The following is a 12198-nucleotide window of genomic DNA, read 5'->3' on the forward strand; positions in this document are numbered from 1 at the left end:
CGCCCCCCGGTGCGCCTGGGCGCCGCCCGGGTGCGGCCGGGCGGCGCGGCCCTAGGCTTGATCGTCGGCGCCCGCACCCCGGCGCCCGGCGGCCGCGCCCGAGACGAACGGATGGAGCACCCCGTGCCAGGAGACAACCTCACCCGGAGCGAAGCGCAGGAGCGCGCTTCGCTGATCCAGGTCATCGACTACGACATCAGCCTCGACCTCACGCGGGGGGCGGAGACGTTCCTCAGCACGACGACCGTGCGCTTCACCGCGGTGGAGGGGGCGTCGACCTTCCTCGACGCGATCACGCGCACCGTCCACTCGGTCGTGCTGAACGGCGTCGAGCTCGACGCGGCCGAGGTCGCCGACGGCGTGCGCATCCGCCTCGACTCCCTCGCCGCCGAGAATGAGGTGACGGTGGTCGCCGACGCGATGTACACCAACACCGGCGAGGGCCTGCACCGCTTCGTCGACCCGGTCGACGGCGAGGTCTACCTGTACTCGCAGTTCGAGGTCCCGGACTCCCGCCGCGTGTTCGCGGTGTTCGAGCAGCCGGACCTCAAGGCGGAGTTCCGCTTCACGGTCACCGCGCCCGCCGCCTGGCAGGTCGTCTCGAACCAGCCGACCCCGGAGCCGGTCCCGGCCGGCGACGGCGTGGCGACCTGGAGCTTCGAGCCCACGCCCCGCATCTCCTCCTACATCACGGCCCTCATCGCCGGACCGTACGTGGTGGAGCGCGACTCGCTCGTCTCCTCCGACGGCCGCACCGTGCCCCTGGGCGTCTTCGCGCGCGCCTCGCTCGCTCCGCACCTCGACGCCGACTACGTCTTCGAGAAGACCAAGCAGGGCTTCGCGTTCTACGAGGAGAAGTTCGGCGTCCCGTACCCGTTCGACAAGTACGACCAGCTCTTCGTCCCCGAGTTCAACGCCGGCGCGATGGAGAACGCGGGAGCGGTCACCTTCACCGAGACCTACGTGTTCCGCTCGAAGGTCACCGACGCGATCAAGGAGCGCCGGGTCGTCACGATCCTGCACGAGCTCGCGCACATGTGGTTCGGCGACCTCGTGACCATGAAGTGGTGGAACGACCTCTGGCTGAACGAGTCGTTCGCCGAGTACGCGTCCACCCTGGCCACCGCCGAGGCGACAGAGTGGACCGAGGCGTGGACGACCTTCGCCGCGATGGAGAAGAGCTGGGCGTACCGCCAGGACCAGCTCCCGTCGACGCACCCGATCGTCGCGACGATCAACGACCTCGAGGACGTCCAGGTCAACTTCGACGGCATCACCTACGCCAAGGGCGCCTCGGTCCTGAAGCAGCTGGTGGCCTGGGTCGGCGAGAAGGAATTCCTCGCGGGCGTCCACGAGTACTTCGTCAAGCACGCCTTCTCAAACACCGAGCTGAGCGACCTCCTCGTCGAGTTGGAGGCCACGAGCGGCCGCGACCTGACCGAGTGGTCGGCGCAGTGGCTCGAGACGGCCGGAGTGAACACCCTGCGCCCTGAGATCGCGGTCGACGAGTCGGGCTCCATCGCCTCCTTCGCGATCCTGCAGAGCGCCGTCGAGGAGTACCCGACGATCCGTCCGCACCGCCTCGCGATCGGCCTCTACGACTTCGAGGGCGACCGGCTGGTGCGGGTCGACCGGCTCGAGCTCGACGTCGACGGCGAGCGGACGGAGGTGCCCGAGCTGATCGGCCGCACCCGCCCGGCGCTCGTGCTGCTCAACGACGACGACCTGGCGTACGCCAAGATCCGCCTCGACGACGCCTCGCTCGCCGTCGCGATCGAGCACCTCGCGAGCATCGAGAGCCCGCTGGCGCGCTCGCTCGTCTGGGGCTCGGCCTGGGACGCGACGCGGGACGCCGAGTCGGCGCCGCGCGACTTCGTCCGCCTCGTGCTGGGCAACATCGCCACCGAGACCGAGTCGACCACGCTCCGCACGGTGCTGGGCCAGCTGGTCACCACCGCGACCCAGTACGTCGCTCCGGAGCACCGCTCCGAGACCGTCGCTCAGGTCGGCGACCGGCTGCGCACCCTGGCCGAGGAGGCGGAGGCGGGCAGCGACGCGCAGTTCCAGTTCGTGAAGTTCTTCGCCGCCGTCGCGTCGACGCCCGAGCACCTCGACGCCCTCGAGGCGCTGCGCAGCGGATCGACCTCGCTCAAGGGCCTCGAGATCGACACGGACCTCGCCTGGGAGCTGCTGATCGCGCTCGTCGCGGGCGGCCGGGCCGGCACCGAGGAGATCGACTCCGCTCTCGCCGCCGACACCACGGCCACCGGGCAGCAGTCGGCGGCGCAGGCCCGCGCCGCGATCCCGACCGCCGAGGCGAAGCGCGCGGCCTGGGAGTCGGTGACGGCCGACGACTCCGCGCCGAACACGATCGTGCGCTCGACCGGCCTGGGCTTCCAGCGCACGAGCGACCCGCAGCTGCTCGACGCGATGGTGCCGGTCTACTTCTGCGCTCTGCGCGAGCTGTGGGACTCGAAGAGCTACAAGATCGCCGAGTACCTCGTCGTCGGCTTCTACCCGGCGGCCGCCCCGTCTCCGGAGATCGTCGCGGCGACCCGCGAGTGGCTGGACGCGAACCCGGAGGTGCCCGCGCTGCGCCGTCTCGTGATCGAGAACCTGGCGGGTGTGGAGCGCGCCCTGCGCGCCCAGGAGCGCGACGCGCGCTGATCGGCCCGCTGATCCGTCTCGGAGGGGGCGTCGGAGTGATCCGGCGCCCCCTCCGTCGTCCCTAGCGCTCGGGGACCGGCCGTCGAGCGACTCCGTCGTACTGCGACAGGGGCCGGATGAGCGCGTTCGCCGAGCGCTGCTCGATCACGTGCGCCGTCCAGCCCACGACGCGCGCCGCGACGAACAGCGGAGTGAAGACCTCCGTGTCGAAGCCCATCAGCCGGTAGGCCGGTCCGGAGGGGTAGTCGAGGTTCGGCAGGATCCCCGTGCGCTCCGCCATCGCCTCGGCGAGCGCGTCCGACAGCTCCACGACGTCCGGCCGCCCCGCGTGCTCGGCCAGGCGCCGCATCGCCGCGTCCATCGTCGGCACCCGCGAGTCGCCCGACTTGTAGACGCGGTGGCCGAAGCCCATGATCTTCCGTTTGGCGGCCAGCGCCTCCGCGAGCCACGTCCGCGAGCGCTCGGAGGCGTCGGGACCGAGGCCGATCTCGTCGAAGACGTGCAGGACGGCCTCGTTCGCGCCTCCGTGCAGCGGCCCCTTGAGGGCGCCGACCGCCGCGGTCACGGCCGAGTAGACGTCGGACAGCGTGGACGTGACGACCCGCGCGGTGAAGGTCGAGGCGTTGAACGAGTGCTCGGCGTACAGGATCAGCGAGACGCGGAAGGCGTCGACGACGACCGGGTCGGGCACCTCGCCGAAGGTGGTCCAGAGGAAGTTCTCGGAGTAGTCGAGGTCGTCCCGCGGCGCGATCGGCTCCTGGCCGCGCCGCCGTCGCTGCGCGTAGGAGACGACGGCGGGCAGTGCGGCCCAGAGCCGCACCGAGCGCGCGAGCACCTCCCCCGGCGCGTCCGCTCCCGGCTCGGGATCGAGGGCGCCGAGGACGCTGACGGCGGTCCGGACGACGTCCATCGGATGAGCCGTCAACGGCAGCAGGTCGATCACGGACCGCACGGCCGGGTCCAGAGCGCGGTGGGCGCGCTCGACGCCGGACAGCTCCGCCGCCTCCTCCGCCGTCGGGAGCTCGCCGTGCCAGAGCAGCCAGGCCACGTCCTCGAACGAGCACTGCGACGCGAGCTCCTGGACCGGGTATCCGCGGTAGAGCAGGGAGTTCGACTCCGGGTCGACCTTCGAGATCGACGTGGTGTCGACGACGACCCCCGCGAGGCCCTTCCTGATGTCCTGACTCGTCGTGCTCATGCATCGCTCCTTCGCGAGACGGACCCGGTGCGGCACCGCACCGGGGAGTGCGGGCGCTCAGGCGCCGTGGTGGTCGGCGAGGCTGAAGTCGAAGACGCCCTCGTCGAAGCGGCCGTAGGACTCGTAGTCGAGCAGCTCGTACAGCTCGGCGCGCGTCTGCATGCCCGGCACCTCCGAGCGGAGCGAGCCCTCGGCCTTCAGGCCGTCGAGGGCCCGCATCGCCGCGCCCATCGCGATGCGCAGGAGCGAGACGGGGTAGATGACGATGTTCACGCCGACGTCCGCCAGCTGCTGCGTCGTGAACAGCTCGCTCTTGCCGAACTCGGTCATGTTGGCGAGCACCGGCACGTCGACCGCGGCGCGCACCGCCTCGAACTCGCTCAGGTCGCGCATCGCCTCGGGGAAGATCGCGTCCGCTCCCGCGTCCACGAGCCGCTTCGCGCGGTCGATCGCGGCCTGCAGACCCTCGAGGGCCCGGATGTCGGTCCGCGCCATGACGAGGAGGTCCGGATCGCGTCGCGCGTCGACCGCCGCGGCGATGCGGCGGACCGAGGTGCTCTCGTCGACCACGGCCTTGCCGTCGAGGTGGCCGCACCGCTTCGGGTTGACCTGGTCCTCGATGTGCAGGCCCGCCACTCCCGCGTCCTCCAGCATCTGGACGGTGCGCGCGACGTTCAGGGGCTCGCCGAAGCCGGTGTCCGCGTCGACCAGGACGGGCAGGTCGGTCATCCGCGCGATCTGCTGACCGCGACCCGCGACCTCCGAGAGCGTGGTGAGGCCGATGTCCGGGAGGCCCAGCTCGGCCGAGAGCACGGCGCCCGAGACGTACACTCCGTCGAAGCCCTTGGCCTCGATCAGCCGTGCCGAGAGCGGAGTGAACGCGCCCGGCAGCTGCAGCAGCTCGCCCGTGGCGAGCCGTTCGCGGAAGAGTCGGCGCTTGTCGGCGGGCGTCCGTGTCGAGTGCAGCAACGGGAGGTCCTTCCCTCGGTGGCGGACCGCCTCGCGGCCCTCCTCCCGAATCTATACACCCCGCGCGCACCCAGGAGCCGTCCGCGCACACCGGACGGGGAGGAAGGCGTCCCGTAGCCTGGTGGGGTCATGCTGCTCTTCGAGACCTCCACCCCGAATCCCGTCTCCGCCACCATCTCGTTCTTCGACACCCCGGTGTTCTGGAAGAGCGTCGCGGTCCTCGCGATCGTGCTCGGCGCCCTGATCGCCCGGGTCATCGCGCACTTCCTCGTCGGCCGCGTGGTCGATCAGATCGTCTCGGGCGTCAAGCGGCGCCAGCGCGTCGAGGACACGCAGTCGATCGCGGCGTCGCCGCTCGCCGCCGTCCGCGTGGTCCAGCGCACCCGGACCCTCGGGTCGATCCTGAACAACATCAGCTCGATCCTGATCGTCGTCATCGCGCTCGTGATGGTCGTCAACACGATCGACAGCACGCTGATCGGCTCCTTCGCCCTGCTGACCGCGGCACTCGGCGCAGGTCTCGGTTTCGGCGCCCAGAACATCGTGAAGGACGTCCTCAACGGCCTGTTCATGGTCGCGGAGGACCAGCTGGGCGTGGGCGACGTCGTCGACACCGGGCAGGCCACGGGGGTCGTCGAGGCGGTGGGGGTCCGCATCACGCAGATCCGCGACGTCAACGGCACGCTGTGGTTCGTCCGCAACGGAGAGATCACCCGGGTCGGCAACATGTCGCAGGGCTGGTCGCGCGTGATCATCGACCTCGCCGTGCCGTACGAGACCGATCTCGAGCAGGTGCAGAGCACCGTCCTCGCCACCGCGACCGAGCTCGCCGGCAGCAGCCGCTGGCGGGCGCGCATCATCGACAAGCCCGAGCTCTGGGGCCTGGAGTCGATCGCGGACGACGCCCTCGTCGTCCGCCTGGTGATCAAGACCCGCACGACCGCGAAGGACGACGTCGCGCGCGAGCTGCGCCTGCGTCTGAAGCGGGCCCTCGATGCGCTCGACGTCAAGCTGCCCTCGCTCAACGCGGTCGTGCTGAGCGGGTTCGAGGGGGCGACCAGCGTCGGAGGAGCCAAGCCGCCGCGCACCACGCCGTCCCCGACCGTCACCACCGAGCACGGGAAGCCCGTGCGGCTGCCCCGGGCCCTCCGCTCCCGTCCCCGCGACGGCGACTCGACTCCCCCGACGGAAGGACCCCGCTCGTGAGCGGACTGCAGATCGGCGGCACCCCGCCGCTCCGGAGCTTCTGGGAGCACATCGGCGGCCGGCCGACGTTCGAGCGGCTCGTGCGCCGCTTCTACGAAGGGGTGCGCGAGGACGAGGTGCTCTGGCCGATGTACCCCGAGGACGACCTCGAAGGGGCGATCCAACGACTGACCGGCTTCCTCGAGCAGTACTGGGGCGGCCCGGGCACGTACAGCCAGGAGCGCGGGCACCCGCGACTGCGGATGCGCCACCAGCCGTTCCGCGTGAATCCGGCGGCCCGCGACCACTGGCTGCAGCACATGCGCGTCGCCGTCGACGAGCTCGAGCTGGCGTCCGCCGACGACGCCCTGCTCTGGGACTACCTCGAGCGTGCCGCGCACGCCATGGTCAACACCTTCGAGGAGTAGTCAGGCGGGGGTGCGGACGAGGACGTGGCCCCGTCGCGACGTGAGGCGGCGCCACGGACCGCTCTCCAGGAGCGCGACCGGGTCGTCCGCTCCGAGGAAGCCGAGCGCGAAGAGGGCGAAGGCGGCTCCTGCCGGCACGTCCTCGAGACCGTCGAGGGGCCGGCCCCAGACCGAGGAGCGGACCCGTCCGACGATCTGCTCCCCGGTCGCCGAGCCGACCGCCGCCGCGATCTCGTCGATCCCGTCGCGGGCGACCTTCTCGAGGAAGGCGGGGTCCACCGGCTCTCGGCGGGCCCAGCCTCCGCGCGGAGGCGCGATGCCCGCCCAGGCGCCGGCCGTGGCGTCATCGCCGTCGGGGAGGACGACGGGCTTCCCGTCGGCTCCTCCCGGCTCCCACTGCAGGCGGGCCAGACGGTCGTTGAGTGCGCGGATCGGGATCACCCGGTCGAACGCGGCCGGCTGATCGAGCGCGAAGACGCGGAGTCCGAGCACGGTCGCGGAGCGGTCGAGGATCCCCCGCGGCTGCAGGATCGCGGTGTAGGTGGCCAGGACGTGGTCGTCGGCGACCAGTCGGACCGCGCCGTCGTCGACGCGGGCGGACCGGCCGAGGAAGACCCTCAGATCCGAGAGGCTGGGCGGATCCGCGAGGGAGAAGGACGCATTCATCGCATCGATAAACTTACCCCGAGCCGCTCGCCCGATCGGCCGACATCCCGGAGGTACCGTGTCCGATCCCCTGTCCTCGTTCCTCACCGCGCTCGATCTGACCGACACGGGGGCGCGGACCAGCGAGGACATCTTCACGGGGCCGTCGCAGTGGATGCCGGAGGGGCGCGTGTTCGGCGGCCAGGTGCTCGCGCAGTCGCTGATCGCGGCGGGCCGCACGGTCGAGGGCCGCAGCGTGCACTCGATGCACGGCTACTTCCTCCGCCCGGGCGACGTGGAGCTCCCGATCACGTTCTCGGTCGATCGGATCCACGACGGCCGGTCGTTCTGCACCCGGCGCACCCAGGCGTACCAGAACGGCGCGCCGATCCTGTCGATGATCGCGTCGTTCCAGACAGAGGACGAGGGCCTGGACCACCAGACGCCGATGCCGGTGGGTGTTCCCGATCCGGAGTCGCTGCCCAGCACGGCCGAGATCCTCGCCGGGGTGGACCACCCGGTCGGCAGCTTCTGGGCGACCCAGCGGCCGTTCGACGTGCGGCACGTGGAGCAGCCCGTCTACCTCCGTGCAGACCCCGACCGGAGGGCGCACCAGAGCGTCTGGATGCGCGCGCTCGGCACCCTGCCCGACGATCCGATGCTGCACCGCGCGGCTCTCGCCTACGCGAGCGACTACACGATCCTCGAGTCGACGCTGCGCCGGCACGGTGCGGCGTGGACCACGCCGGGTCTGCGGATCGCGAGCCTCGACCACGCGATGTGGTGGCACCGTCCGGCGCGGGTCGACGAGTGGCTGCTCTACGTCCAGGAGGCGCCGAGCGCCTCGGGCGGCCGCGGACTCTCGCTCGGCCGCATCTACTCGCGCGACGGACGGCTGGTCGCCAGTGTCGCGCAGGAGGGCATGGTGCGCGTCCCGCTGCACTGAGCGGGACGCGCCCCGTCAGCCGCGTTTCGCGAACCGCACCGGTTCGTCGACGTACGGCGCCCACACCTCGCGGAGCTCGTCCGGGATCCGCTCGGGCCGTCCGGTGGCGGCGGTCACCATGACGAGCGTGGTCGCCGCCTTGGTGTACAGGATCCGCGGCTCGACGCCGACGGGCGAGTACAGCTCGTAGCAGATCTCGAGGCTGGCGCCGCCGATCCGCCCGATCCACATCTCGATGTCGATCGGCGCCCGCATGTACGGGATCGGGGCGAGGTACTCGATCTCCTGCCGTGCGATCAGGCTGATCGTGGGGGCGCCCGGTCGCGCGTCCAGAACCGCCGTCGCCATGCCCGCTGCGCCCGGCGAATCGGGCCGCCAGAACGCCTGGATGCGCGCCTCCTCGAGCAGACGCAGCATCTCGGCGTTGTTGACGTGCGCGTAGGCGTCGAAGTCCGACCAGCGCAGCGGGATGGCGACGTGCAGGCGCATCAGTCGCGCGTCAGCTTGCGGTAGGCGGAGCGGTGCGGCTTCGCCGCGTCGGGGCCGAGGCGCTCGATCTTGTTCTCCTCGTACGCCTCGAAGTTGCCCTCGAACCAGTACCAGTTCGCCGGGTCCTCCTCGGTGCCCTCGTAGGACAGGATGTGCGTCGCGATCCGGTCGAGGAACCACCGGTCGTGGGTGATCACGACGGCGCAGCCGGGGAACTCGAGCAGCGCGTTCTCGAGGCTGCCGAGCGTCTCGACGTCCAGGTCGTTGGTGGGCTCGTCGAGCAGCAGGAGGTTGCCGCCCTGCTTGAGCGTCAGCGCGAGGTTGAGGCGGTTGCGCTCTCCACCGGAGAGCACTCCCGCCTTCTTCTGCTGGTCCGGGCCCTTGAAGCCGAACTGCGAGACGTACGCGCGCGACGGGATCTCGGTCTTCCCGACCTGGATGTAGTCGTGCCCGTCCGAGACGACCTCCCAGAGGTTCTTGTTCGGGTCGATGCCGCCGCGGCTCTGGTCGACGTAGGAGATGTCGACCGTCTCGCCGATCTTGAGGTCACCGCCGTCGAGCGGCTCGAAGCCGACGATCGTCTTGAACAGCGTGGTCTTGCCGACGCCGTTCGGGCCGATGACGCCGACGATGCCGTTGCGCGGGAGCGTGAAGCTGAGGTCCTCGATGAGCACGCGCTCGCCGAACGACTTGTGCAGCTTCTTCGCATCGATGACCTGGGCTCCGAGGCGGGGACCCACCGGGATCACGATCTCCTCGAAGTCGAGCACGCGCGTCTTCTCGGCCTCGGCGGCCATCTCCTCGTAGCGGGCGAGGCGGGCCTTGGACTTGGCCTGACGGCCCTTGGCGTTGCTGCGCACCCACTCGAGCTCGGTGGTCAGGCGCTTGGCGAGCTTCGCGTCCTTCTTGCCCTGGACCTCCAGTCGGGCGCGCTTCTTCTCGAGGTAGGTCGAGTAGTTGCCCTCGTAGGGGTAGAGGTGTCCGCGGTCGACCTCGGCGATCCACTCCGCGACGTTGTCGAGGAAGTACCGGTCGTGGGTGACGGCGAGGACGGCGCCGGGGTACTTCGAGAGGAACTGCTCGAGCCAGAGCACGCTCTCGGCGTCCAGGTGGTTGGTGGGCTCGTCGAGCAGCAGCAGGTCGGGCTTCTGCAGGAGGAGCTTGGTCAGCGCGACGCGGCGCTTCTCACCGCCCGACAGGTTCGTCACGAGGGAGTCGCCCGGGGGCGTGCGCAGAGCGTCCATCGCCTGCTCGAGCTGGGAGTCGAGATCCCACGCGTCGGCGGCGTCGATGGCCTCCTGCAGGGTGCCCATCTCGGCGAGCAGCGAGTCGAAGTCGGCGTCGGGATCGGCCATCGCGAGGGAGATCTCGTTGAAGCGGTCGATCTTGCCCTTGATCTCGCCCACGCCCTCCTGGACGTTCTCGAGCACCGTCTTGGTCTCGTCGAGCTCGGGCTCCTGCATCAGGATGCCGACGGAGTAGCCCGGGCTCAGCCGCGCCTCGCCGTTGCTCGGGGTGTCGAGCCCGGCCATGATCTTGAGGATCGTCGACTTGCCGGCGCCGTTCGGGCCGACCACGCCGATCTTGGCGCCGGGCAGGAACGACATCGTGACGTCGTCCAGGATCAGCTTGTCGCCGACCGCCTTGCGGGCGCGCACCATCGAGTAAATGTATTCAGCCACTTCAGTCCCTCAACCGCTCGTACGTTCTCGGAGCCCCGCGTTCCGACGGGCCCTCCCCGATGACCGGGAGACCCTCGGCCGGATGACGGCCTCCGTCGATCGCGGCGCGGTTCGCGCAGACGGATCGGAGGCCGGGGGCCGCCTCCAGGGTACCGGCTGGGAGGGCGCGGGATCAGCCCTCGAGCGGGACGGTCCGGCCGACCAGGCACGCGCCGGTGGCGATCGGCGCGGCGACCACGGCGTGCACGCCGTCGCTCTTGGCTCCGTACTGGCCGAGCAGGCACGACTCGCCGACCTTCACCGAGACGAGGACGGTGTCGGCGTCGAGCCCGATCGACGTCTCGTCGGCCGTCAGCTGCATCGACTCCCTCGGGAAGCCGCCGGCGACCAGGGCGTCGACGACGCTGAGGCCGGGCGCCTCCGCATCCGCGGCGACGACTCCGCTGATCACCTGCTCGAAGTAGGGCAGGTTCTCGTCTGCGGAGCCGCCGGGGACGAGGGCGGCCTCAGCGGGCGCTGCCGGAGCGCCGGCCGTGGGCTCGGCGGCGGGGGACGATGCGGTGGTCTCGGGAGCGGCGGGAGCGGTGCACCCGGCGAGCAGCCCGGCGGCGAGCACGGGACCGGCGAGCAGGGCGGCCAGGCGGGGGGCGGTGCGGAGCAGGCGCTCGTCGACCGCGGTCCGTGTGCTCACTCGACTCCTTCCGGCGGACGCGGCTCTCGCGCCGGACACCCGCGTCAGAACGGGGTGTCGACCGATTCTAACGAGGGCTCGAGCGGCGACGTCACCGCGCCCCAGTCCCCCGTCGCCGGTGCGTCGAGGGCCTTCTGCGGCTCCTCGCTCCACGCCTCGGGTGCAGTGGGGGCCGCCACCGGCGCCGACCGGCCGACGGTCTTCGTGTAGCGGGTGGTCCCCCAAGCGAGATCGTGGCCGATGCCCTCCGCGGTCAGTGCGACGTCGGTGCCGGACTTGCCTCCGCTCTCCCACGAGCGCACCGCGAGCCGCCCGGTCACGATCACCCGGTCGCCGCGGGCGAGGGAGGCGAGAGCGTTGCCCGCGAGCCCGTTGAAGGCGTTCACGGTGTACCAGTTGGTGGAGCCGTCGACCCAGCGCTGCTCGGCGCGGTCGTAGCGGCGCTGCGCCGAGGCGAGTCGGAAGCTCGCCATCGTGCTGCCGTTCGCGGTGTCGATGCTCCGCGGATCGGTGCCGATGACTCCGATGAGGGTGAGGGTGTCGGTCATGGTCGTGTCCTCTCGTCGATGGCCGCGATCGCGGCCGGAGCGGCACCCGGGCGGAGGGGGCTGGTACCACCCGGGTGCCGTGAGGACAGTGTCGTGACGAAGGGCCCGCCTCCGGAGTGGAGGCGGGCCCTTCTGGGGACGACCGGCGTCATCGGCGCCTGGGGAGGACGCCTAGGAGGCGGTGATGTACTTCGAGTAGGACTTCCGGATCTTGTTCACCTTGGGCAGTGCGACCGCGAGGCAGTAGCCCTGACCCGGGTTCTTCGCGAAGAAGTCCTGGTGGTAGTCCTCGGCCGGGTAGTACACGCCGAGGGGCGAGATCTCGGTGACGATCGAGCCGTCCCACCACTCCGAGGCGCGGTCGCGGGCCGCCTCGAAGAGCTCCTTCTCCTCATCGGTGGAGTAGTACATGGCCGAGCGGTACTGCGTGCCGACGTCGTTGCCCTGCCGGTTGAGCTGACGGGGGTCGTGGAGTGTGAAGAAGACGTCGAGGATCACCTGCTCCGGGATCACGTCGGGATCGAACGTCACGGCGACGGCCTCGGCGTGGCCGGTGCGTCCCGTGCAGACGTCCTCGTAGTCGGGGTCGACGGTGGATCCGCCGGTGTAGCCGGAGACGACGTCGCTCACGCCGTCGAGGACGCGGTAGACGGCGTCGAGGCACCAGAAGCATCCCCCGGCGAGTACGAATGTGCGCATGTGCGTGTGACTCACTTCCTGTCGCGGCGACGCACTCGGGGTGCCGGGCGC

12 protein-coding genes are annotated in these 12198 nt (G+C 70.9%); 4 read left to right on the forward strand and 8 right to left on the reverse strand.

What is annotated here, in order from left to right:
• Positions 1-123: 123 nt before the first annotated feature.
• On the forward strand, positions 124-2667 hold the full coding sequence (pepN, locus tag B0T42_RS09785) for an aminopeptidase N (RefSeq protein WP_077223060.1): 2544 nt from the start codon (positions 124-126) through the stop codon (positions 2665-2667).
• 61 nt (positions 2668-2728) lie between these two features.
• Here pepN and B0T42_RS09790 read toward each other — a convergent pair whose 3' ends face one another.
• Together B0T42_RS09790 and prpB are read right to left on the reverse strand one after the other, a co-directional pair.
• Positions 2729-3865 carry a bifunctional 2-methylcitrate synthase/citrate synthase gene (locus B0T42_RS09790; RefSeq protein WP_077222995.1) on the reverse strand — a complete coding sequence of 379 codons (1137 nt, stop codon included), beginning with the start codon at positions 3863-3865 and terminating at the stop codon, positions 2729-2731.
• 57 nt (positions 3866-3922) lie between these two features.
• Positions 3923-4834: a methylisocitrate lyase gene (gene prpB, locus B0T42_RS09795; RefSeq protein ID WP_077222996.1), complete on the reverse strand. Its 912-nt coding sequence runs from the start codon at positions 4832-4834 to the stop codon at positions 3923-3925.
• A gap of 129 nt (positions 4835-4963) precedes the next feature.
• On the opposite strand from prpB, the gene B0T42_RS09800 reads away from it, so the two are divergent.
• Together B0T42_RS09800 and B0T42_RS09805 are read left to right on the forward strand one after the other, a co-directional pair.
• The gene (locus tag B0T42_RS09800) at positions 4964-6040 is read left to right on the forward strand and encodes a mechanosensitive ion channel family protein (RefSeq protein WP_077222997.1); all 1077 of its coding nucleotides are present in this window, start codon (positions 4964-4966) and stop codon (positions 6038-6040) included.
• A complete protein-coding gene (locus B0T42_RS09805) occupies positions 6037-6447 on the forward strand; it encodes a globin (protein ID WP_077222998.1) in 411 nt (136 codons plus the stop codon). Before B0T42_RS09800 ends, B0T42_RS09805 begins: the two co-directional genes overlap by 4 nt.
• Here B0T42_RS09805 and B0T42_RS09810 read toward each other — a convergent pair whose 3' ends face one another.
• Positions 6448-7113: a DUF8185 domain-containing protein gene (locus B0T42_RS09810; RefSeq protein ID WP_055792438.1), complete on the reverse strand. Its 666-nt coding sequence runs from the start codon at positions 7111-7113 to the stop codon at positions 6448-6450.
• Positions 7114-7171: 58 nt separating this feature from the next.
• Here B0T42_RS09810 and B0T42_RS09815 point away from each other — a divergent pair, with 58 nt between their 5' ends.
• On the forward strand, positions 7172-8038 hold the full coding sequence (locus tag B0T42_RS09815; protein WP_236720210.1) for an acyl-CoA thioesterase: 867 nt from the start codon (positions 7172-7174) through the stop codon (positions 8036-8038).
• Positions 8039-8053: 15 nt separating this feature from the next.
• Here B0T42_RS09815 and B0T42_RS09820 read toward each other — a convergent pair whose 3' ends face one another.
• The 5 genes from B0T42_RS09820 to msrA form a co-directional block, all read right to left on the reverse strand.
• On the reverse strand, positions 8054-8527 hold the full coding sequence (locus B0T42_RS09820) for an acyl-CoA thioesterase (RefSeq protein ID WP_077222999.1): 474 nt from the start codon (positions 8525-8527) through the stop codon (positions 8054-8056).
• Positions 8527-10209, reverse strand: coding sequence for an energy-dependent translational throttle protein EttA (gene ettA / locus B0T42_RS09825; protein WP_055792444.1), 1683 nt, complete (start codon positions 10207-10209; stop codon positions 8527-8529). The genes B0T42_RS09820 and ettA overlap by 1 nt, the downstream gene beginning before the upstream one ends.
• Positions 10210-10381: 172 nt before the next feature.
• Complete coding sequence (locus tag B0T42_RS09830; RefSeq protein ID WP_077223000.1) at positions 10382-10900, reverse strand: DUF6993 domain-containing protein; 519 nt, start codon at positions 10898-10900, stop codon at positions 10382-10384.
• Between the two features lie 44 nt (positions 10901-10944).
• Complete coding sequence (locus tag B0T42_RS09835; RefSeq protein ID WP_077223001.1) at positions 10945-11448, reverse strand: single-stranded DNA-binding protein; 504 nt, start codon at positions 11446-11448, stop codon at positions 10945-10947.
• A 171-nt stretch (positions 11449-11619) separates the two neighbouring features.
• A complete protein-coding gene (msrA, locus tag B0T42_RS09840) occupies positions 11620-12147 on the reverse strand; it encodes a peptide-methionine (S)-S-oxide reductase MsrA (protein WP_055792452.1) in 528 nt (175 codons plus the stop codon).
• Between the last annotated feature and the right edge of the window lie 51 nt (positions 12148-12198).

Origin of the sequence: Rathayibacter rhapontici (assembly GCF_001995175.1) — a bacterium.
Taxonomy (GTDB): Bacteria; Actinomycetota; Actinomycetes; order Actinomycetales; family Microbacteriaceae; genus Rathayibacter.